21 protein-coding genes are annotated in these 21,509 nt (G+C 72.1%); 10 read left to right on the top strand and 11 right to left on the bottom strand.

What is annotated here, in order from left to right:
• Positions 1-161: 161 nt before the first annotated feature.
• Positions 162-1,235, bottom strand: a complete 1,074-nt coding sequence (locus ACZ56U_RS31125; RefSeq protein ID WP_469087286.1) for a DUF4190 domain-containing protein — start codon at positions 1,233-1,235, stop codon at positions 162-164.
• A gap of 152 nt (positions 1,236-1,387) precedes the next feature.
• Here ACZ56U_RS31125 and ACZ56U_RS31130 point away from each other — a divergent pair, with 152 nt between their 5' ends.
• Positions 1,388-2,449, top strand: a complete 1,062-nt coding sequence (locus ACZ56U_RS31130; RefSeq protein ID WP_469087287.1) for an adenosine deaminase — start codon at positions 1,388-1,390, stop codon at positions 2,447-2,449.
• A gap of 37 nt (positions 2,450-2,486) precedes the next feature.
• Positions 2,487-3,173, top strand: coding sequence for a glycerophosphodiester phosphodiesterase (locus ACZ56U_RS31135; RefSeq protein WP_469087288.1), 687 nt, complete (start codon positions 2,487-2,489; stop codon positions 3,171-3,173).
• 68 nt (positions 3,174-3,241) lie between these two features.
• On the opposite strand, the gene ACZ56U_RS31140 is transcribed toward ACZ56U_RS31135, so the two are convergent.
• The gene (locus ACZ56U_RS31140) at positions 3,242-4,918 is read right to left on the bottom strand and encodes an RNA polymerase sigma factor (protein WP_469087289.1); all 1,677 of its coding nucleotides are present in this window, start codon (positions 4,916-4,918) and stop codon (positions 3,242-3,244) included.
• A 278-nt stretch (positions 4,919-5,196) separates the two neighbouring features.
• Here ACZ56U_RS31140 and ACZ56U_RS31145 point away from each other — a divergent pair, with 278 nt between their 5' ends.
• On the top strand, positions 5,197-6,345 hold the full coding sequence (locus ACZ56U_RS31145) for a serine hydrolase domain-containing protein (protein WP_469087290.1): 1,149 nt from the start codon (positions 5,197-5,199) through the stop codon (positions 6,343-6,345).
• Here ACZ56U_RS31145 and ACZ56U_RS31150 read toward each other — a convergent pair.
• The 6 genes from ACZ56U_RS31150 to ACZ56U_RS31175 form a co-directional block, all read right to left on the bottom strand.
• Positions 6,338-6,853: a hypothetical protein gene (locus ACZ56U_RS31150; protein ID WP_469087291.1), complete on the bottom strand. Its 516-nt coding sequence runs from the start codon at positions 6,851-6,853 to the stop codon at positions 6,338-6,340. The two genes, ACZ56U_RS31145 and ACZ56U_RS31150, sit on opposite strands and share 8 nt — an antisense overlap.
• 81 nt (positions 6,854-6,934) lie before the next feature.
• Positions 6,935-7,387: a hypothetical protein gene (locus ACZ56U_RS31155; protein WP_469087292.1), complete on the bottom strand. Its 453-nt coding sequence runs from the start codon at positions 7,385-7,387 to the stop codon at positions 6,935-6,937.
• The gene (locus ACZ56U_RS31160; RefSeq protein WP_391232448.1) at positions 7,371-7,862 is read right to left on the bottom strand and encodes an RNA polymerase sigma factor; all 492 of its coding nucleotides are present in this window, start codon (positions 7,860-7,862) and stop codon (positions 7,371-7,373) included. Before ACZ56U_RS31160 ends, ACZ56U_RS31155 begins: the two co-directional genes overlap by 17 nt.
• A complete protein-coding gene (locus ACZ56U_RS31165; RefSeq protein WP_469087293.1) occupies positions 7,859-8,470 on the bottom strand; it encodes a class F sortase in 612 nt (203 codons plus the stop codon). The genes ACZ56U_RS31160 and ACZ56U_RS31165 overlap by 4 nt, the downstream gene beginning before the upstream one ends.
• Complete coding sequence (locus tag ACZ56U_RS31170; RefSeq protein WP_469087294.1) at positions 8,467-8,811, bottom strand: sortase-dependent protein; 345 nt, start codon at positions 8,809-8,811, stop codon at positions 8,467-8,469. Before ACZ56U_RS31170 ends, ACZ56U_RS31165 begins: the two co-directional genes overlap by 4 nt.
• Positions 8,812-9,220: 409 nt before the next feature.
• Positions 9,221-10,660 (bottom strand): gamma-aminobutyraldehyde dehydrogenase, encoded by a 1,440-nt coding sequence (locus ACZ56U_RS31175; RefSeq protein WP_469087295.1) that lies wholly within the window; start codon positions 10,658-10,660, stop codon positions 9,221-9,223.
• Between the two features lie 171 nt (positions 10,661-10,831).
• Between ACZ56U_RS31175 and ACZ56U_RS31180 the strand changes: the two genes are divergently transcribed.
• From ACZ56U_RS31180 to ACZ56U_RS31210, 7 genes are all read left to right on the top strand, one after another.
• Complete coding sequence (locus ACZ56U_RS31180; protein ID WP_469087296.1) at positions 10,832-11,347, top strand: Lrp/AsnC family transcriptional regulator; 516 nt, start codon at positions 10,832-10,834, stop codon at positions 11,345-11,347.
• Between the two features lie 19 nt (positions 11,348-11,366).
• Positions 11,367-12,731 carry an aspartate aminotransferase family protein gene (locus ACZ56U_RS31185; RefSeq protein WP_469087297.1) on the top strand — a complete coding sequence of 455 codons (1,365 nt, stop codon included), beginning with the start codon at positions 11,367-11,369 and terminating at the stop codon, positions 12,729-12,731.
• Positions 12,732-12,922: 191 nt separating this feature from the next.
• On the top strand, positions 12,923-13,663 hold the full coding sequence (locus tag ACZ56U_RS31190; protein ID WP_469087298.1) for an ABC transporter ATP-binding protein: 741 nt from the start codon (positions 12,923-12,925) through the stop codon (positions 13,661-13,663).
• Entirely contained in the window at positions 13,645-15,066 is a 1,422-nt protein-coding gene (locus ACZ56U_RS31195; RefSeq protein ID WP_469087299.1) for a hypothetical protein, read from the top strand. Before ACZ56U_RS31190 ends, ACZ56U_RS31195 begins: the two co-directional genes overlap by 19 nt.
• Positions 15,067-15,164: 98 nt before the next feature.
• Positions 15,165-15,584 (top strand): VOC family protein, encoded by a 420-nt coding sequence (locus tag ACZ56U_RS31200; protein ID WP_469087300.1) that lies wholly within the window; start codon positions 15,165-15,167, stop codon positions 15,582-15,584.
• 58 nt (positions 15,585-15,642) lie between these two features.
• The gene (locus ACZ56U_RS31205; RefSeq protein ID WP_469087301.1) at positions 15,643-16,764 is read left to right on the top strand and encodes an LOG family protein; all 1,122 of its coding nucleotides are present in this window, start codon (positions 15,643-15,645) and stop codon (positions 16,762-16,764) included.
• Positions 16,765-16,910: 146 nt separating this feature from the next.
• Complete coding sequence (locus ACZ56U_RS31210) at positions 16,911-17,618, top strand: LAETG motif-containing sortase-dependent surface protein (RefSeq protein ID WP_469087302.1); 708 nt, start codon at positions 16,911-16,913, stop codon at positions 17,616-17,618.
• A 120-nt stretch (positions 17,619-17,738) separates the two neighbouring features.
• On the opposite strand, the gene ACZ56U_RS31215 is transcribed toward ACZ56U_RS31210, so the two are convergent.
• Genes ACZ56U_RS31215 through ACZ56U_RS31225 form a run of 3 tightly spaced genes read right to left on the bottom strand, consistent with a single transcriptional unit; the run spans position 17,739 to position 21,504 of the window.
• Entirely contained in the window at positions 17,739-18,761 is a 1,023-nt protein-coding gene (locus ACZ56U_RS31215) for an ABC transporter ATP-binding protein (RefSeq protein WP_469087303.1), read from the bottom strand.
• The gene (locus ACZ56U_RS31220; RefSeq protein ID WP_469087304.1) at positions 18,761-20,362 is read right to left on the bottom strand and encodes an ABC transporter permease; all 1,602 of its coding nucleotides are present in this window, start codon (positions 20,360-20,362) and stop codon (positions 18,761-18,763) included. The genes ACZ56U_RS31215 and ACZ56U_RS31220 overlap by 1 nt, the downstream gene beginning before the upstream one ends.
• 47 nt (positions 20,363-20,409) lie before the next feature.
• Complete coding sequence (locus tag ACZ56U_RS31225) at positions 20,410-21,504, bottom strand: thiamine ABC transporter substrate-binding protein (protein ID WP_469087305.1); 1,095 nt, start codon at positions 21,502-21,504, stop codon at positions 20,410-20,412.
• Positions 21,505-21,509: the final 5 nt, after the last annotated feature.

The raw sequence follows: 21,509 nt of genomic DNA on the forward strand, positions 1-21,509 counted from the left end.
CCGGCGTGAGCCGCCCAGGGGCGTTCGGGGGTGCCGCCGGGGTGGGGGCTCTCGGCGTGAGCCGCCCGGAGGTGGTCGGGGTGAGGGCGCCTGGCGTGGACCCGGAGTGAGGGTCCCTCGGGGGACTCGAGGAACCCGGGGTGTCCCCCAAGCGCTCTCGCCTAGGTCGCGAAAAGGATCACGGCCATGCCGATGCCGAGTGCGATGCCCGCGCTTCCGCAGATGACCCCCGCGAGAGCCTGACCGGGGTTGGTGGCCAGGCCCCTTCGGGCCTTGCCCCTGCCGATCGCGCCGAAGATCACGCCGAGGACGCCGAGGACGATCGCCAGCGGCCAGAGGCAGAAGACAAGGGCCGAGAGCACACCGAGCACCAGACCTGCGGTGCCCATCCCGTTGCTCGGCAGTGCCTGCACACCGGGCCAGCCGGAGTACCCCTGCGGCGCGCCACCCGGGTACCCGTACCCACCGCCCGGATACCCGTAGGGCAACCGGCCCGGACCGTCGGGGGCGATGGGGGGCGGCGGGACGTGGCTGTCCTGGCCGTAGGGGGTCGGGCCGGTCCGGGGCGGGGCGAAGGGGTTCGCGGGGGGAACCTGCTGCGGTGGAGCGAAGGGGTCGGCTGGTCCGCTCGCCGGGGTTTCCGTCCGGCCGTAGGAACCTGACCCGGCGCTCACCGGACCGGAGGGCGGGGCGAAGGGGTTCGCGGGCGCACCGCCCGGACCTGACGCCCGCGCGTCCGGCTCGGCCGGACCACTCACCAACGTCTCCGGTGGCCCGTAGGAACCGGACCCGGCGCTCGCCGGACCGGCGGCGTCGCCGGTCGTCCCCGGTACCGGGGAGGGCCGGTCGGGCGAGGCGGACGGATCGGCCCACGGTCGGGCCGGCTGCGGCGTGCCATCCTGCCCCGGGGCCGTACCGTCGCCACCGGGCATCGACGTGACCGTCCGCTGGTCGTGGACGGAAGGCGGCGGCCAGGACCGAGAGGTGTGCTCGGCGAGGGTGTCGCCCCCGGCGGGTGCGAACGGCACGTCCTCCGCGGACGCGGCCGGCTCGGCGGCCTCGTCCCTCACCGGCGGGGCCCAGGAGTCCCGCTCGGCCAGACCGTCCGCGCGTGCCCCCGACGGCCGCGGCTCACCCCGACCGTCCTGGGCCGACCCCGCGGGTTCTCCCCCGGACCCCGGCGACGCGTTCGCCCCCCGCGTCTCGTCCTCCGGTCGTCGCGCCTCGTCGGACATGGTCGGGGCCCCCTCTGTCGTCTGCCCCGTCATGCTACGGGCAGGGTCCCTTCGCCCACCCCGGCGGCCTACGATGATCCCCGAGTCATCGATCAGCCGATCACCCGCGCCCCGCCGCTCGCCGGCCGGGGGCGCCGTTCCGGGGAGGAACCTTGACCGAGCACCTCATCGACCCCAGCGTCCCGCGCGACCTGCACGCCTTCATCGCCTCGCTGCCCAAGGCCGAACTGCACGTCCACCACGTGGGCTCCGCCTCCCCCCGGATCGTCTCCGAACTGGCCGCCCGCCACGCCGACTCCAAGGTCCCGACCGACCCCGAGGCCCTGGCCGACTACTTCACCTTCACGGACTTCGCCCACTTCGTCGACGTGTACCTGTCCGTCGTGGACCTGATCCGCACCCCGGAGGACGTGCGCCTGCTGACGTACGAGGTGGCCCGGGAGCTGGCCCGGCAGCAGGTGCGCTACGCCGAGCTGACCATCACCCCGTTCTCCTCCACCCGCCGGGGCATCGACGAGCGGGCCTTCATGGACGCGATCGAGGACGCCCGCAAGGCGGCCGAGGCGGAGTTCGGGACCGTGCTGCGCTGGTGCTTCGACATCCCCGGCGAGGCGGGGCTGGTCTCCGCCGAGGAGACGGTCCGGCTCGCCACCGACGACCGGCTGCGCCCCGAGGGCCTGGTCTCCTTCGGACTCGGCGGCCCCGAGATCGGCGTGGGCCGCCCGCAGTTCAAGCCGTACTTCGACCGCGCGATCGCCGCCGGTCTGCACTCGGTGCCGCACGCCGGTGAGACGACCGGCCCGCAGACGGTGTGGGACGCGCTGACCCACCTCGGTGCCGAGCGCATCGGACACGGCACCAGCTCCGCACAGGACGACAAGCTCCTCGCGCACCTCGCCCGGGAGCGGATCGCGCTGGAGGTGTGCCCTACCTCCAACATCGCCACCCGCGCGGTCCGCACCCTCGACGAGCACCCGATCAAGGAGTTCGTGAAGGCCGGGATCATCGTCACCGTCAACTCCGACGACCCGCCCATGTTCGGCACCGACCTCAACAACGAGTACGCGGTCGCCGCCCGTCTCCTCGACCTCGATGAGCGGGGTCTGGCCGAGCTCGCCAAGAACGCGGTCGAGGTCTCCTTCCTCGACGAGCCCGGCAAGGCCAGGATCAAGGACGAGATCGACACGTACACCGCGGCGTGGCTCGCGCCCTGACCCCGCCCCACCGGGACCCGACCACCACAATGGGCGCATGCAGAAGCTGACCGCCGTGGCCCATCGCGGCGACCCCTACCGCGTCCGTGAGAACACGCTCGACTCCGTGCGTTCCGCGCTCGACCTGGGCGCGGACGCCGTCGAGATCGACGTACGCCTCACCCGGGACGGCGTCCCCGTGCTGCTGCACGACCACACGCTGAAGCGGCTGTGGGAGCACGACCGGCCGCTCACGTCCCTGTCGTCGGACGAGGTCCGCGGCCTCACCGACGGCAGGGTGCCGACGCTGGCCGAGGCGCTGGCGGTCTCCGAAGGGGCCCGGCTGATGCTCGACCTGCCGGGCGCACCGGACGTGAGGGCGGCCCGCCGGGTCGCCGATGTCGTCCGGGAGTGCGGCGCCGAGGACCGGGTGTACTACTGCGCCGGCGCCCGGGCCATGCTCGCCGTGCGGGCCGCCGACCCGGCCGCCGAGATCGCCCTGACCTGGACGTCGCTGGCCCCGCCGCGCCCCGCGCTGCTGGCGGCGGTACGCCCCCGCTGGCTCAACTACCGCTTCGGGCTGGTCGACAAGGCCCTCACCGAACGCGTCCACCGCGACGGCTGCCTCGTCTCCGTCTGGACCCCCGACACGGTCCGCTCGATGCGCCGTCTCATCGCGGCGGGCGTCGACTCGATCACCACGAACCGCGTCGACGCCCTCTGCGCCCTGCGCGACGCCGGCTGACAGCCTTTCCTCGCCGACTGCGCCTCGGCCTTCGAGCACGGCGACGAGGTGATGGGGGCGCAGGACCGCTACACGCGGGAGCGCTGAGGCACCGTCGCCGGATCGGCGGGGCTCTCCCGGGTCACGTACTGCGGTACCGGCGCGGTGTCCTTGCCGTTGTCGCGGACCAGGCCGTAGCGGACCGCGCCCTGCGGGGGGCCGTACCGGACGTCGTCCTGGGCCGCCTGCCAGGTGGAGGGGAAGACGATGAGGCCGTAGTCGGCGCCGCGTTCGTTCTGGTGGAGCGTGACGGTGCCGTCGAGGTAGAAGTACTCGTTCTGCCACATCTGCTGGGTGCCGTCGGGCAGCACCGTCCAGCCGATGGAAGGGCTGCCCATGCCCGTCGTGTCGGTGCCGGTGTAGACGTCGTCCATACGGCGGCCGCCGCCGGACGCGACGTGGAAGAGCTCGCCCTTCAGGCCCGTCCAGGTCGGCATGGTGAGCCCACCTGCGCGTGACTGCGGGACGATCTGCCAGCGGACCAGGACATAGCCCTGCCCGCTGAGCGTCACCTTCTCCCCGCGGTGCTGCATGACGGCCTTGGCACCCCAGGTGCTGGTGATGCCGGACTCGGGGCGGTGCGGCAGGGCGGCGGGTTCGGTGGACGGGTCGGGGGCCCGATCCACGCCGTCGACGACCGTGCCGTAGAGGCCGTGGAGGCCGTAGCGATCGGCCTTCTTCCGCGACGGGGTGGGAGACGGCGAGGGGGTCGCCACAGCCGACGGTGAGACCGTCATCGGCGGCCGGGCCGTGCTCGCCGCCGTGGGGCCGGCGGCGACGCGCGGCGGCGGGCTGCCCGAGGGCTGCGTGACGACGTACGCGCCGCCCGCCACGATCGTCGCCCCCGCCGTCACCGCGACGACGGGCTGGGTGAGCGCGGCCAGCGCCTTCGCGGACCAGCCCACGGAGGCGGCCCCCGCCGCCGCTGCCGCCGTCTTGCCGCCGAGGGCCAGGGAGAGCGTGAAGCCCACGGGGAGCGGGACGAGGGCGATACCGACGAGCAGGCGTTCCGCCGGTACGACGGTCTCGCGGCTGTCCCCGCAGTAGCCGCAGCCGCGGATGTGCCGGGCCAGCCGCTTGCGCCAGACGGAGTCGGACCGCCCGTTCCAGCGGGCGATCACCTCGCGCAGGTCCGGGCAGGCGCCGTCCAGGGCGCGGACGATGCCGCGGGAGGTCTCCAGGCGCTCCTTCATCCGCTGGACGCGCACCGCCGCGTGCTGCCGGCTGATGCCGAGGGCGGCGGCCAGTTCCCGCCGGGTCAGCTCGCCCACGACCTCCAGCCACCACAGCGACAGCAACTGCCGGTCCTCGTCGTCGAGCCAGCGCACGGCCTCCGCGACCTCGCGCCGCTGTCCCTCCAACCGGAGTCTGAGGACGGTGAGTTCGGCGAAGTCGGCGGTGCCGGGGACGGCGGACTCGTCGAGCGGGGCGGGGGCCGTGCGGCGTCGGGACCGGTCCCGTATCTGGCGCATGGCGATGGCGACGAGCCAGGACCGGAAGCTGTCCGGGTCCCGCAGCGAGACGAGGTTGTCGACGACCCGCAGCATGGTCTCCTGGACGACGTCGTCGACGTCGGCGTGGCCGTTCAGGGCGCGGCCGACGATGTTGTAGACCAGCGGCAGCCAGCCCGTGACCAGGTCGTTCAGCGCCTGCCGGTCACCGGCCTGCGCGGCCGCGATGGTGTCGCGCCACTGCCGCGTGTCCACGTCGTTCCGTCCCTCGGTTCGGTTCTGCACGCACCCTCTCAGGCGGCCCCGGGGTCCTGGCTATGCCGGAGATCACAGCGTGGAGACCGAGTGCAGGCTCCCGGGACAACAGTTTTCCGCGTGCCGGGGCCTCCCTTAGGGGCGACCCCGCACAACCCCCTTGTCGAGCAGGGAAGTTGCTCAGGGTCCCGCCAGGGTGCGGTGCCCTCCTCGCCGACGATCCCGGCGGGCGCGTACCGGCGGACGATGATCACCACACCGATCGCTTGGAGCATCAGATGCGCACCCGGACGTCTGTCGTCACCCTCTCCCTGGCTCTCGCCCTCGCGGCCGGGCCCCTCGCGGCCCCCGCCTTCGCCGCGGCGCCGCCCGCCGCCGAGTGCACCTCGAAGGCGCCGGACGCCAAGGCTCTGAGCGCCGCGCTCACCGGGCTCCCGAACGCGGACGCGACCGCCGCACTCGTCCGGGTCGGCGGGTGCGGCGGCAACTGGCGGGGCAGCGCGGGCGTGCACGACCTGGCGAGCGGCCGGGCGGCCGACCCGGACGCCCGGTTCCGGGCCGGGTCCACGACGAAGGTGGTGACGGCGGCGGCCGTGCTGCGCCTGGCGGCCGAGGGACGGATCGACCTGGACAAGCCGGTTCAGCACTATCTGCCCGGCCTGCTCGGCAAGCAGTTCCGGCCCATCACCGTGCGGCAGCTGCTCGACCACACCAGTGGCATCCCGGCCGGCGACGGCCTCGGCGCCACCTTCGAGGAGGTGTACGCCCACCGCTTCGACACGCTCACCCCGCAGCGGGTCGCCGCGTCGGCGGGCGCGAAGAAGCCGGAGTTCTGCCCGGGGAAGCAGCAGCACTACCTCAACATCAACTACACGTTCCTCGGGCTGCTGATCGAGAAGGTGACCGGGCGGCCGTACGCCTCCGAGGCCACCCGGCTGGTCCTCGCGCCGGCCGGCATGCGGGACACCTACTTCCCGGGGACCGACCCCCGCATACGCGGTCCGCACAACCTCGGCTACCAGAGGGTGGAGCGGGCCGACGGGACCGTCGAGTTCCTGGACGTCACGGAGTGGAACCAGGCGGACCGGTTCGCGGCCGGGGACATGATCTCCACGACCGCGGACCTGGAACGGCTGATCACCGCGCTCTTCCAGGGGCGGATCGTCCCGAAGTCGCGGATGGAGGAGGTGTTCGCGGTCCCGGCGGACGTCACCGGCGCGAGCTACAGCGCGGGCGGCCTCCAGCGCTTCGAGATCGGGGGGACGGTCTACTGGGTCAAGTCCGGCGGCCGGTACGGCTACACCTCGGCGATCGCCGCGACCAAGGACCTCAGCCGTACCGTCGCCTACTCGGTCAACGCCACCGACGCGAAGAGCGCGGACGCGAACCCGGTCGTCACCGGGATCATCATGGCCGCGGTCAAGTAGCGGGCACGGCCCAGGCGTTGCCCGGGGTGAGCGCCTCCAGCCGCTTGATCTTCCGGCGGACGACATACAGGGGGATCACCCCGAACACCCCGAACGACATGTCGATCACGCTCCACCAGAACGGAATCCCCCGGATCGGCCCGCAGATCAGCGCGAGCGGGATGATCCCGGCGCAGGCGATCATCGCGAACTCGACGACCCAGATGTTGCGGACGGGGTCGCGGTACGCGCCGTAGAAGGCGACCGCGATGACGAGGTGGGCGAAGGCGAGCCAGTCGGTGCCGTAGAGGAGGAAGGGGTAGTCGGTGTCGGCGGTGTCGAGGCCCTGGCGGACGCGCACGATCCAGTCCATCAGGGGGCCGGGGGTGGGCAGGTGCCGCAACAGGTCCTCGGTCCAGCGCAGTTCGTGGACGAGGGGGAAGGCCGTGGCGCCGCTGAGCACGAGGCACACGACGAACAGGACCAACCAGGCGCGAATGCCCTTGAGCAGGGCGGCTCTGTCGCTCATGGCAGGAGCGTACGCCTGGAATTGAACATGTTCAAAACATCTTTCGCAGGCCGCTTCCACGGCTTCTTCCCACGGCTGCGTCTACGGCTGCTCCGTGGGCGTCGGCGCGGCGGTGGCGGTGGGCGCCGTGGACGGCGAGGCCGAGGGGAGGCCGGGGCTGACGGGTACCGACGTCGCCGGCGCGGACGGCACGGCCGAAGGCTGGTCCTCCGAGGGCTGGGGGTCCGAAGGGGGCAGGGTCGAGGGCGGCGGCAAGGTCGGGGAGCTGCTCGCGGGTGGCGGTGCGAGCGGGACCGTCGGGGACGCGGGGGCCTCGGACGTCGACAGCCGCAGCGGCAGCAGGACGGCGGCGGCGAGCCCGCAGACCACGGCGGTTCCCGCCGCCGCGCGGAGCAGCTTGCGCCGGGTCGCGCCGCGGCGGATCGCCTCGTAGCGGCCGGCGGGCGGGCCGAGGTGGTCGGCCGGGGGCCGCAGGAGGATGGTGAGCGGGTCGTCCGGGTCGAGGTCCGGGTCGTCGTCAGGGCGCGTGATCAAGGCTTCTCCTCAGGTGGGCGCGGAGCAGTTCGCGGGCCGCGTGGAGGTCGGCCTTGACGGTTCCTTCCTTGCGTCCGGTCAGCACGGACACCTCTCGGATCGGCATGTCAGCGTAGTAGTGGAGCAGGATCGGGACGCGCAGTCGCTCGGGGAGGGACTGGACGAGCAGTCGTACGGCGGGGTCGGCCTGCTCGTTGTGCGGGCTGACCGCGGCCTCGTTGCCGGCCCGGCGCACCGCCCGGCGCTCGCGCTCCAGTTTGCGCCAGTGGTCGCGGACGAGGTTGGCCGCGGTGACGTAGAGGAAGCCGCGCGGTTCCTCCACGGCCGTCCAGCGTGCCCACAGCCGGGTGAAGGCCTCCGAGGCGATCTCGTGGGCCGTCTCGTCGTCGTCGACGAGACGGCGGCACCAGCCGGCGAGGCGTGGGTAGAGGGCGGCGAACAGCTCGGACGCCGCCCTCTCTCGGGACCGTTTCAACGTTCTCCCGCTGAGATGGACGCGGCGAAGACGATCACGTTGTCGCGGTACCCGGCACCGTCACGGGGTCCGCCGCAGGTGATGAGACGCAGCTCCGGCCGGTCGACGTTCCCGTAGACCGCCTCGGCCGGGAAGTCGGCCTTGGCGACGGTACGAACCTGCGTGACGGCGAACCCGACCGTCGTGCCGTTCTCCAGGCGCGCCTCGACGCGGTCGCCCCGGCGCAGTTCCCCCAGCCGCCGGAACACCCCGTCCCCGTACTCGCCGACCGTGACGTGGCCGAGGAGGACCGAGGGTCCGGTCTGCCCCGGAGTCGGGGAGTGCTCGTACCAGCCGACGCGGTCGTGTGCGGTGACCGGGGGCACCTGTACCGTGCCGTCCGGGGCCAGCCCCAGCCGTATGACGGGGGTGTCGACCCCGATCCCCGGTATCCGCAGCCGCGCCGGGGCCGAACGGCCGTGCGGCGAGGCCGACTCGGTGGACGAGGGGGTACCCGAGCGGCGGCTCGCGGCGGTCCCGCTCCGGCTCCCGGCCCCTTCGCCCGCGCACCCCGCGACCAGCGTGGTCAGCGCCGCCGCGGTGAAGGCGCGCCTGGAGGGCGGGCTCACGCGCCGGTCGCCCGCCGACGCCGTACGAGGAGGACGGCCCCGCCGCCCAGGACGACGGCCGAGGCCGCGCCCCCGCCGACCAACACGCCCGAGCCGCCGGACCCGGACGAGGCCACGCCCGTGTCGGGCGCCCCGCTGGGCACCACGGAGACCTGACCCTCGGAGGGCGCCACGGTCGGGGCGGCGCTGGGCTCGGCGGAGGTGGCGGGCGCCTCGGTCGGGGCGGTGGTCGCGGTCGGGACGGGGCTCGGGGCCGAGCTCTCGTCGGCGAACGCGGGCACCGCGCCCGCCAGGACGGCGGCGCACGCGAGGGCCAGGGCACTGAGGCCGGTTCGGCGCATCAATCGCTCTCTTTCGTCGGTCCACCCGCGGGGTGCGGGACGGATCGAGCGAAGAGACGAGGCAGCACCGACCCAGGTTGTAAAGAGATGGCAAAGCCACGGATGGGAGTCCCAGGGGCGCGGGGAACTGCGCGACCGGCCACGACGCACCCGCACACGAAACACGGCGACCCCGGACGGGAGCCCACTCCCACCCAGGGCCACCACAACACCCCCAGGGGCACGGAGAACTGCGCGACCAGCCACGACGCACCCGCACACGAACCACGACGACCCCGGACGGGAGCCCACTCCCACCCAGGGCCACCACAGCACCCCCAGGGGCGCGGGGAACTGCGCGACCAGCCACGACGCACCCGCGGACGAAACACGACGCACGCGCAGACGAACCCGCCCCCTCAGCGGAGCGTCACGCGTCCAGGGACGTCATGACGTGCTTGATCCGCGTGTAGTCGTCGAACCCGTAACCCGACAGGTCCTTGCCGTACCCGGACTTCTTGAACCCGCCGTGCGGCATCTCCGCCACCAGCGGGATGTGGGTGTTGATCCACACGCACCCGAAGTCCAGCTTCTTGGACATCCGCATCGCGCGCCCGTGGTCCTTGGTCCACACCGACGAGGCGAGCGCGTAGTCCACGCCGTTGGCCCACTCGACGGCCTGGTCCTCGTCCGAGAAGGACTGGACGGTGATGACCGGCCCGAAGACCTCGTTCTGGATGATCTCGTCGTCCTGCTTCAGCCCGGAGACGACGGTCGGGGCGTAGAAGTACCCCTTCTCGCCGACCTGGTGGCCACCGGCCTCGACCTTGGCGTGCGCGGGCAGCCGCTCGATGAACCCGGAGACCTGCTTGAGCTGGTTGGGGTTGTTGAGGGGGCCGAACAGCACGTCCTCGTCGTCCGGCTGTCCCGTCTTCGTCTCCGCCGCCGTCTTCGCCAGCGCCGCCACGAACTCGTCGTGGATGGACGACTGCACCAGCACGCGCGTGGCCGCCGTGCAGTCCTGTCCGGCGTTGAAGAAGCCGGCCACGGAGATGTCCTCGACGGCCTTGGCGATGTCGCTGTCCTCGAAGACGACGACCGGCGCCTTGCCCCCCAGCTCCAGGTGGACCCGCTTGAGGTCCTTGGAGGCGGACTCGGCGACCGACATGCCGGCGCGCACGGACCCGGTGATGGAGGCCATCGCGGGGGTCGGGTGCTCGACCATGAGGCGCCCGGTGTCACGGTCGCCCGTGACCACGTTGAAGACGCCCTTGGGCAGGATCGACCCGATGATCTCGGCGATGAGGACCGTGGAGGCCGGCGTGGTGTCCGACGGCTTCAGCACGACCGTGTTGCCCGCGGCGATCGCCGGCGCGAACTTCCACACCGCCATCATCATGGGGTAGTTCCACGGCGCGACCTGGGCGCAGACACCGACCGGCTCACGGCGGACGATCGAGGTCATCCCCTCCATGTACTCACCGGCGGAGCGGCCCTCCAGCATCCGCGCCGCACCGGCGAAGAACCGGATCTGGTCGACCATCGGCGGGATCTCCTCGGACCGCGTGAGCCCGATCGGCTTGCCGGTGTTCTCCACCTCGGTGGCGATGAGGTCCTCGGCGCGCTCCTCGAAGGCGTCCGCGATCTTCAGGAGGGCCTTCTGGCGCTCGGCGGGGGTGGTGTCGCGCCAGCCGGGGAAGGCGGCGGCGGCCGCGGCCATCGCGGCGTCCACGTCCGCCTGCCCGGACAGCGGCGCGGTCGCGTACGCCTCGCCCGTCGCGGGGTTGACCACCTCGGTGGTCCGTCCGTCGGCGGCGTCCCGGAACTCACCGTCGATGTAGTTGCGCAGACGACGCAGCTCGGTGCTCACTGACCGGCCTCCTGTGTCGGGTCGAACTGTCCATTGGTTGAGACACCCACCCTAATCGCCAGTCCCACGTTTTCAACACCCCCGATCGCGCCAAGGCTGCGAAATCCGCAGATACAACTAAGGTAGACAACGAATTTCATCGCTATGGGCTTGCGAAACCGTCGAGACGTCATGCACAGTGAGGTCGTGGCCAGTCGAAGCGCAGAGCACAGGGACTCCCGCGAGTCCAGGAGCGGCAGTCCCCAGCTGGATGCCGTCTCCCTCGCCATCATCGAACAGCTCCAGGAGGACGGCCGCCGGCCGTACGCCGCGATCGGCAAGGCCGTCGGCCTGTCCGAGGCGGCGGTGCGCCAGCGCGTCCAGAAGCTGCTCGACCAGGGCGTGATGCAGATCGTCGCCGTCACGGACCCGCTCACCGTGGGCTTCCGGCGCCAGGCGATGGTCGGCATCCATGTCGAGGGCGATGTCGAGTCCGTGGCCGACGCGCTGACCTCCATGGCCGAGTGCGAGTACGTGGTGATGACCGCGGGCTCCTTCGACCTGATGGTGGAGATCGTCTGCGAGGACGACGACCACCTGCTGGAGGTCATCAACCGACGCATCCGCGCCATCCCCGGCGTGCGCTCCACCGAGAGCTTCGTCTATCTGAAGCTGAAGAAGCAGACCTACATGTGGGGAACCCGATAACCGTGAGGACCCGATAACCGTGAGCTCCAAGGACCTCAGCCGCACCGCGTACGACCACCTGTGGATGCACTTCACCCGCATGTCCTCGTACGAGAACTCCCCGGTCCCCACCATCGTCCGGGGCGAGGGCACCTACATCTACGACGACAAGGGCAAGCGCTACCTCGACGGTCTCGCGGGCCTGTTCGTGGTCCAGGCCGGCCACGGCCGCCTCGAACTCGCCGAGACCGCCTCCAAGCAGGCGCAGGAGCTCGCGTTCTTCCCGGTGTGGTCCTACGCCCACCCGAAGGCCGTGGAGCTGGCCGAGCGCCTCGCGCACCACGCGCCCGGCGACCTGAACAAGGTCTTCTTCACCACCGGTGGCGGCGAGGCGGTCGAGACCGCCTGGAAGCTCGCCAAGCAGTACTTCAAGCTCACCGGCAAGCCCACGAAGTACAAGGTCATCTCCCGCGCGGTCGCCTACCACGGCACCCCGCAGGGCGCCCTGTCCATCACCGGTCTGCCGGCCCTGAAGGCCCCCTTCGAGCCGCTGGTGCCGGGCGCCCACAAGGTCCCGAACACCAACATCTACCGCGCCCCGATCCACGGCGACGACCCCGAGGCCTACGGCCGCTGGGCCGCCGACCAGATCGAGCAGCAGATCCTCTTCGAGGGCCCGGACACCGTCGCCGCGGTCTTCCTGGAGCCGGTGCAGAACGCGGGCGGCTGCTTCCCGCCCCCGCCCGGCTACTTCCAGCGCGTGCGCGAGATCTGCGACCAGTACGACGTGCTGCTGGTCTCCGACGAGGTCATCTGCGCCTTCGGCCGCCTCGGCACCATGTTCGCCTGCGACAAGTTCGACTACGTCCCGGACATGATCACCTGCGCCAAGGGCATGACCTCGGGCTACTCCCCGATCGGCGCCTGCATCATCTCCGACCGCCTGGCGGAGCCGTTCTACAAGGAGGACAACGTCTTCCTGCACGGCTACACCTTCGGCGGCCACCCGGTCTCCGCCGCCGTCGGCCTCGCCAACCTCGACCTGTTCGAGCGCGAGAACCTCAACCAGCACGTCCTGGACAACGAGGGCGCCTTCCGCTCGACGCTGGAGAAGCTGCACGACCTGCCGATCGTCGGCGACGTCCGCGGCAACGGCTTCTTCTACGGCATCGAGCTGGTGAAGGACAAGGCCACGAAGGAGTCCTTCAACGACGAGGAGACCGAGCGCGTCCTGTACGGCTTCCTCTCCAAGGCCCTGTACGACAACGGCCTGTACTGCCGTGCCGACGACCGCGGCGACCCGGTCGTCCAGCTCGCCCCGCCGCTGATCTCCGACCAGGGGACCTTCGACGAGATCGAGCAGATCCTGCGCGCGACCCTGACCGAGGCCTGGACGAAGCTCTAGCCTCCGGCGATTCAGCGGATTGTACGGCCCGGGGTGCACCCGTCCGAGTGAGAAGGACGCACCCCGGGCCGCGTGCTGTCCGGGGTTTCGGCCCCGTCTCTCTAGCGTGCCTGGTAACCGATCGGCTCTGTCTTCGTTCCCCCGCACGGGGGATTTGGCAAGGCAAAAGGATCAGAACCGAGGTGTACGCCATGGTGGCCCCGCCCGACAACGACGTTCTCTGGGCACGCGCCCTGCACTTCACCCACAAGGACGGCTCCCCCGGCCTGGGCGGGGTCTCGCTCGGCGTCCGGGAGGGCGAGATCCTCGCCGTCAGCGGCCCGCGCGGCAGCGGCAAGACCACCCTCCTGCGCTGTCTGTCGGGCCTGCTCCCCGTCCAGCGCGGCGAGGTCTGGTTCAACAGCGTGCCGGTGCACACGATGGGCCCGATGACCCGCGAGCGCCTGCGCCGCGACCGCTTCGGCTGGATCGACCCGGCCCCGGTCCTCGTCCCCGAGCTGAACGTCTGGGAGAACGCCGCCCTCCCCCTCATGCTCCGCGGCACCAGTCGCCGTCGCGCCAAGACGGCCGCGCTGGAGTGGCTGGAGCGCCTGGACGTGGGCGACAAGAGCCGCAGACGCCCGCACGAACTGCGGCAGTCGGAGCGCCAACGGGTCTGCGTCGCGCGGGCACTGGCCCCGGCGCCGACCGTGCTGTTCGCGGACGAGCCGACGGCCCCGCTGCACCGCGCGGACCGGGGGCACGTCCTGCGCACCCTGACGACCGCGGCCCGCTCGCACGGCATCACGGTGGTGCTGGCCACGCACGAGGCGGAGACCGCGGCCCTCGCCGACCGCACGGTCTCCCTCCTGGACGGTCGCCGCGTGCACACCGTCCACCTCCCCCCGGTCACCGAGTCGGAAGGCCGGGCCGCGTGCTCGCTCTCCGTCTGACCCGCGGGGCCAAGCCGGCCGTACAGCTGCGCCGCCTGCTGGTGGCACTGGCCTCGGCGGGCACGGGCTTCCTCCTGCTGTGCACCCTCGGCTACGCGATGACCCACCAGGACGACCCGACCGGCTCGCTGCTCCGGCTGGCCTGGTGCCTGACGCCGCTGGCCGCCACGGTCCACTTCGCGGCGGCCGTGGCCCGCACCGACCCCGGCACCCGCCCGCGCCCCGGCCTCGCGGCCATCGGCCTGGGCCCCGCCCGCCTGATGGCCGTCTCGGCGGCCACGACGGCCCTGTCCTGCACGCTCGGCTCGATGCTGGCGCTGCTGTTCTTCCTCCACCTGCGGGGCGACCTCACCGGGATGCCCTTCGACGGAGCCGCCGCGGAGTTCCTGGCCGCAGGAGTGCCCCTGCCCCTGCCGGCGGCCCTGACCCTGCTGGCCCTGATCCCGGTGATCGCGTCGGTCACGGTGGCCCTGCTGCACCGCCCGAAGGACACCCGCACGGCCGCGACCCGGCGGGCGGCACGGTCGTACGGGAGGTTCGGGGCGTACGAGCGGACGGCGGCGCGGGAGACGTTCGGGGCGTACGGCAGGTTCGGGTCACAGCTGCGACGCGGAGGCCGGGAGGCGAGCGCCGCTGCGTCGGCGGGGGGAAGCGAGACTCCCCCCGCGGCTTCCCCCGCGGCTCCCCCGGTGGCTCCTCCCCCCGCTCCCCCCGCTCCCCCCGCCGAGGAGGGCCCGACGACCCCCGACCCGGCCCCCCACGACCTCGCTCCGCATGTCCTCCCCCCGGCCCCCCGAGAAGCGCCCAAGGGCCTTCCCTGGGGCATCGCGGTCCTCGCCGCGGGCCTGGCCACGGAGGCCTACGCGACGCAGGCCTCGCACCCCCGTGCCTTCACCATGCCCGGCGGCCTCGGCACCGCCCCCACCCCCGTGCTGCTCGGCTGGCTCCTCACCGCCACCGGCCTCGCCCTCGCCGGCCCCGGTCTCACCCACCTCTGCGGCCGTCTCCTGCAGGCCGCCCGCCCCGGAGCCCTCCGCCTCCTCGCCGGCCGCGTCCTGATGGAGGAGGCCACCCGCATCGGCCGTCCCCTCGGCGTGGTGTGCGCGGTGGCCTCCGCGACCTATGCCATGGCGGAACTCCACACCCCCGGCACCGAGGCCTTCGGCCCCCTCACCACCCTCGGCACCCTGCTGGTGACCGGCTGCACGATCGCGACCCTGCTCACCGCCGCGGTGGAGGCGAAGCACGCCCGCGCCGACACCACCGCGGCCCTGCTGCGCCTCGGCGCCCCCGCCACCACGCTCCGCAGCGCCGCGGCCCTCCGCGCGGGCGCGGTACTGGCCCTGTTCGCCCCGCTCACCCTCGTCGTCGCCGAGCTGGCGGCGATGCCCCTGACCCGCTGAAGAACGCGTTCGAAAAAAGATGACCTTCCGCCGATGAGTTCCGCCCGGGGCGCCCGTCTACCCACCGAACACGCCAACCCCGATGGGAGAGCCCAGACATGACCGCCACCCCCTACCAGCAGATGATCTTCCTCAACCTGCCGGTCGACGACCTCGACGCCTCGAAGACGTTCTTCACCGCGCTCGGCTACTCGATCAACGCCCAGTTCAGCGACGAGAACGCGGCCTCCGTCGTGATCAGCGACACCATCATCGCGATGCTGATGACGAAGCCGTTCTACTCCACCTTCACCGACAAGGAGATCGCGGACGCCAGGAAGACCAGCGAGATGCTGATCTGTCTGAGCGCCGAGAGCCGCGAGAAGGTCGACGAGCTGGTCGAGAGGGCCGTCGCCGCCGGCGGCGCCGCCTCGGACAGGGTCCAGGACCCCGGCTTCATGTACGGCCGTTCCTTCGACGACCTCGACGGCCACACCTGGGAGGTCGTGTGGATGGACCCGGCCGCGATCCAGGGCTGAAGCCGGTCCGGCCGTTCCGCCGCGGCCGCTGTGCCTGTCGCGGCACTAGCATGGGCGGGTGCAGACGATGCCCGCCCATGCGGCCCACCACGGCGACCGTGAGATCGAGAGCCTCGAGGAGTTCGACGCCACGGTCTCGGCCCGCGGCTCGCTCGCCGGCTTCCGTGTCCAGGCCGTCGATCTGACCGACCGCACCCGGGAGTTGCTCGCCACCGACACCTCGGGCGCCGTCTTCCTCGGCTGCCCGATGCGCGAGGACGCGGCCGCCAAGGTCCACGCGGACGGCGCGCTGGTCTTCCCGCCCGTCCCGGACCTTCCCTTCAACCCCTACCGGGGCCTGCTCTACTCGCCGGACGAGCTCTTCGACGGGCTCTCCAAGGGCTACGAGGAGACGCTGGACGCCCGGGCGTACGCCTGGTTCCAGCGGACCAAGGCCGACGGCGACATCCTCGCCTCGATGCTGCGTGCCATCCACGACGACGCCGTCTCCGACGCTCTCGACGAACTCCTTCGGGGCACCCGGGTGGTGGGCGTGATGGGCGGCCACGCGATGGGCCGCGGCACGGACGCCTACGCCGGTGCCGCGCGGCTCGGCCGGGAGCTGACCCGCGCCGGCTTCACGGTCGCCACCGGCGGCGGCCCGGGCGCGATGGAGGCGGCGAACCTGGGCGCGTATGCCGCTCCCTTCGGTGACGAGATGCTCACCGAGGCCCTCGAACTCCTCGCCAAGGCACCGAAGTTCACGCCCTCGATCACCGACTGGGCGGCCGCCGCCCTCGAGGTGCGCGCCCGCCGGCCGCGGGGCGGTATGTCCATCGGCATCCCGACCTGGTTCTACGGCCACGAGCCGCCGAACCCGTTCGCCTCGCACATCGCCAAGTACTTCGCCAACGCCACCCGCGAGGACGGCCTGTTGGCCCGCTGCGACGCCGGGGTGGTCTTCCTGCCGGGGGCCGCCGGGACCGTGCAGGAGATCTTCGACAACGCCACGCCCAACTACTACGAGTCACGCGGCGAGCCGACGCCGATGGTGCTCGTCGACCGGGCGCACTGGACCGAGAGGCTGCCCACGTGGCCGCTGTTGCGGTCGCTGGCCCGCGAGCGGTCCATGGAGTCGCGAATCGCCCTCGTTGACCGAATCGAGGAGGCTCCCGAGGCGTTGAAACGTCTTGGTGGTTAATAAGACGGCAAAGCAAGTGCCCAAAGAGTCTCTACACGTTGACACTTCTTATGGCGCGCTTATAAACCTGTGAGTCTCGTGGGGATCGTGATGTCCCATCACTTCTCCCTCAACCCCCCGCATTTGCGCATCCCGTAAGGACAAACGTGGCAGTTCTGTCCATATCCCGCCGCACCATCGCCCGTTCCGCTCGCGTCCTCGGAGTCGCCTCCGCCTCGGCCGCGCTCGCGCTGGGTGTCGCCGGCAACGCTCTGGCCTGCAACATCAACGAGTTCTCCGCCGAAGCCAAGTGCGAAGGCACCCAGGGCGTCATCACCGTCACCGACGTCGACAAGGCCGGCGTCGAGGCCACCGTCTCCGTGTACCTCGTGGAGAAGAACGCCGACGTCCGCAAGGTCGGCGAGCAGAAGGTGAAGGGCTCCAAGGAGGGCACGACCATCACCTTCGAGGAGGACTGGGCGCCCAACGCGGAGTACCGCGTCCACGTCGAGGCCCTGCCCTACATCAAGGGTGAGGACATCAAGCCGAACCTGACGACCCCCTCCACGGCCTGCAAGACGGAGGAGGAGTCCCCGACCCCGACGGCCACCCCGTCGCCGTCGGACTCCGCCACCCCGCCGGCCGAGGAGGAGAGCCCGAGCCCGACCCCGTCGGCCTCGGAGAGCGACAGCACCGCCCCGGCGGCCACGCCGAGCAACGCCCCGACCCCGGCCGCCGGTGAGTCCAACCTCGCCGAGACCGGCGCGAACTCCAACACCGGTGTCATCGCCGGTGTCGCGGTCGCCCTGGTCGCCGTCGGCGGTGGCGCGGTCTTCTTCGGCCTGCGTCGCCGTGGGGCGAGCAGCGGCCGCTGACGTCCCGCCCGCCGTACGGCTGTGGCCCGTCCTCCGTCAGGGGACGGGCCACGGTCGTAGGGCCCTTCGACGGCCTCCGGAGGGCCACGGTCGTACGGCCCCTCGGCGGCGCCGCGCGGCTCAGTCCAGTACGACGATCTCGGCCGCGTCGAACTCCACCCCGACCGGGTCCCCGACCTCCGGCGCCTCCCGCAGCGCGCACGCCGCCTCCAGCCGCGGCGCGTCCCCCTCCGGCCGCAGCCGCACGGCGACATGCGTGCCCCGGAACGTCCGTGCCGTGACCGTGCACGGCAACCCCTCGTCGGCGCCCACGAGCCGTACCCCGGCCGGCCGCACCAGCAGGTTCCGGACGCCCTGCGCGGCCCCCTCGGGCACGGGCAGCTTCCCCCAGGGCGTGTCCGCGGCCTCGCCGCCGACCAGGCCCTCCACCACGTTCTCGAAGCCGAGGAAACGGGCCACGAACTCGTCCACCGGCTGCTGCCACACCTCCAGCGGTGTACCGGACTGGGCGATCCGCCCGTCCCGCATCACCACGACCCGGTCCGCGAGCGCGAACGCCTCGCCCTGGTCATGGGTGACCGCGAGCACGGTCGTGCCCAACCGCCCGAACAGCTCCCTGAGTTCGACGACCAGCCGCTCCCGCAGTGAGCGGTCCAGCTGCCCGAGCGGCTCGTCCAGCATCAGCAGCCGGGGCCGCGGCGCGAGGGCCCGGGCCAGCGCGACGCGTTGCTGCTCACCGCCGGAGAGCGAGGCTACGGCCCGCCGCTCGGCGCCGGGAAGGCCGACGAGGTCGAGCAACTCCCGCACCCGGTCGCCCCGTTGCTCGCGGGCCACGCCGTGCATGCGCAGCCCGAACGCCACGTTGCCGGCCACGTCCCGCTGCGGGAACAGCTGGTGGTCCTGGAACATCAGCCCGACCCCGCGCTTGTGCGCGGCCACGGCCGTCTGGTCGCGCCCGTCCAGCGACACCCGCCCCGCGTCCAGGTGTTGCAGCCCGGCCACGGCCCTCAGCAGCGTGGACTTCCCGCTCCCGCTGGGCCCGAGCACACACACGATCTCGTGCTCGGCGACCGCCAGGTCGACCCCGTCCAGCACGGCCCGGCCGCCGAAGCGGACCGTCGCGCCCTGAAGGCTCAGCAGCATCAGAACTCACCCGTCCGATCGGTCCGCAGCCGCTCAAGGACCAGCAACGCCACCGCGCACACCACCATCAGAATCGTCGAAAGGGCCATCGCCTGCCCGTAGTTGAGCTCGCCGGCCCGCCCCAGCAGCCGTGCCACCGCGACCGGCAGCGTCGGGTTGTCGGGCCGCGCGATGAACACGGTCGCCCCGAACTCCCCCAGCGACACCGCGAACGCGAACCCGGCCGCGATCAGCAACGCCCGCCGCACCAAAGGCAGATCGACCTCCCGCCACACCCGCCAGGGCGACGCCCCGAGCACGGCCGCGGCCTCCCGCAGCCGGTGGTCGACGGCCCGCAGCACGGGCAGCATGGTCCGCACCACGAAGGGGACCCCGACCAGCGCCTGCGCGAGCGGCACCAGGATCCAGGAGGCCCGCAGATCCAGCGGCGGCTCGTCGAGCGCGATCAGGAACCCGAACCCGACGGTCACCGCGGACACACCCAGCGGCAGCATCAGCAGCGCGTCGAAGCCCCGCACGAACCGTCCCGCGTCCCGCCGGGTCAGCGCGGCCGCGGCGAGGCCGCCGATCACCACGGCGATGAGGGTGGCGGCGACGGCGTACTCCAGCGAGTTCCCGACCGCCTCGATGGGCGGGACGAGGAAGACCCCGCCGTCGCTGTGGGTGAGGGCGCGGTAGTAGCCGAGGTCGGGGGCGTCGAGCGAGCGCTCCACCAGCACGGCGAGCGGCAGCAGGAGCAGGAGCAGGACGGTGAGCAGCACCCCGCCCAGCAGCGCCCACTGCCCCGCCCCGCGCGGCCGCCGGGCCGTCCCGGACGCGTCCACCAGGCGCAGGGCCGTCTCCCGTCGCCGTACGGTCCAGGCGTGCAGGGCGAGGATCGAGCCGACGGCCAGGAACTGGACGATCGTGAGGACCGCGGCCGTGGGCAGGTCGAAGATCTCCGAGGTCTGCCGGTAGATCTCCACCTCCAGGGTGGAGAAGGTCGGCCCGCCGAGGATCTGCACCACACCGAAGGAGGTGAAGGTGAACAGGAAGACCATCAGGGTGGCGGCGGCCACCGCGGGCCCGAGCGCGGGCAGCGTGACCTGCCGCCACGCCCGCGGGCGCGAGGCACCCAGCATCCGCGCGGCCTCCTCCTGCCGCGGGTCCAGCTGGGACCACAGCCCGCCCACCGTGCGCACGACGACCGCGTAGTTGAAGAAGACGTGCGCCAGCAGGATCGCCCACACGGTGGTGTCCAGCCGTACGCCCCACAGCTCGTCGAGCAGTCCCCCGCGCCCGACCAGCGCCAGGAACGCCGTACCGACGACGACCGTCGGGAGCACGAAGGGGACGGTGACCACGGCCCGCAGGATCTGCTTGCCGGGGAAGTCGAGGCGGGCGAAGACATAGGCGCCGGGCAGCGCGAGCAGCAGGGTGAGGACGGTGGAGGCGAGGGCCTGCCAGGTGGTGAACCACAGCACGTGCCGGATGTCGGACTGGCCCAGCACCTCGATGATCCGGCCGAACTGCCAGACCCCGTCGGCCTTGAGCCCGCGCGCCACGATCGCGGCGACGGGCCAGGCGAAGAAGAGCCCGAAGAACGCGACGGGGACGGCCATCAGGCCGAGCCGTACCGCCGCGCTCCTCTTCCGGCCCTTGCGGGGGGCTACTTCAGTACGAGCGAGGTCCACGACTTGACCCACTGGTCACGGTGGTCGGCGATCTTCGCCGGGGCCATGGTCTGAGGGTCCTTGGCGGCGGGCCCGTACTTCGTGAACTCGGCGGGCACGGCCGCGCCCTCGGTCACCGGGTAGACGAACATGTTGAGCGGCATGTCCTCCTGGAACCTCTTGCCGATCAGGAAGTCGATGAGCGCCTTGCCGCCCGCGCTGTTCTGCGCGTTGCTCAGCAGCCCGGCGAACTCGATCTGTCGGAAGCAGGTGCCCTCGGCGACCCCGGTGGGCGCGGTGGCGGGCTTCGGGTCGGCGTAGATCACCTCGGCGGGCGGCGAGGAGGCGTAGGAGACGACGAGCGGGCGGTCGGCCTTGGCCTTCTTCCCGCCCGCGGACCCGGAGAACTCCTCGTTGTAGGCCTGCTCCCAGCCGTCGACGACCTTCACGCCGTTGGCCTTGAGCTTGGTCCAGTAGCCCTCCCACCCGTTGTCGCCGTACTTGGCGGCGGTGCCCAGGAGGAATCCCAGGCCGGGCGAGGAGGTGGAGGCGTTCTCCGTGACGAGGAGGTTCTTGTACGCGGGCTTGACCAGGTCGTCGAACGAGGCGGGCGGCGCCACCTCGTGCTCGCTGAAATAGGCCTTGTCGTAGTTGACGCAGATGTCGCCGTGGTCGACGGGGGTGACCCGGTGCTTGTCGCCGTCGAGCTGGTACCGCTCGTCGACGGCGTCGAGTCCCTTGGCCTCGTACGGCTGGAACAGTCCGTTGTCGAGCGCCCGCGACAGCAGGGTGTTGTCGACGCCGAAGAAGACATCGCCCTGCGGGTTGTCCTTGGTCAGGATGGCCTTGTTGACGGCCTGCCCGGCGTCGCCGTCCTCCAGGACCTTGACCTGGTAGCCGGACTCCTTCTCGAACGCGGCGAGGACGCCCTTGGAGACGGCCCACGAGTTGTGGCTGACGAGCGTGACGGTCTTGGAGCCGCCGGCGGACTCGCCGCCGGCGGACTCGCCGCTGTCGGACGACCCGCACGCGGACAGCGCGACGAGACCGAAGCCGACGGCGAGGACCGTGGCCTTCTTGGTGATGCTCACTGGAT

The sequence above is a fragment of the Streptomyces sp. NPDC034103 genome (assembly GCF_055575395.1).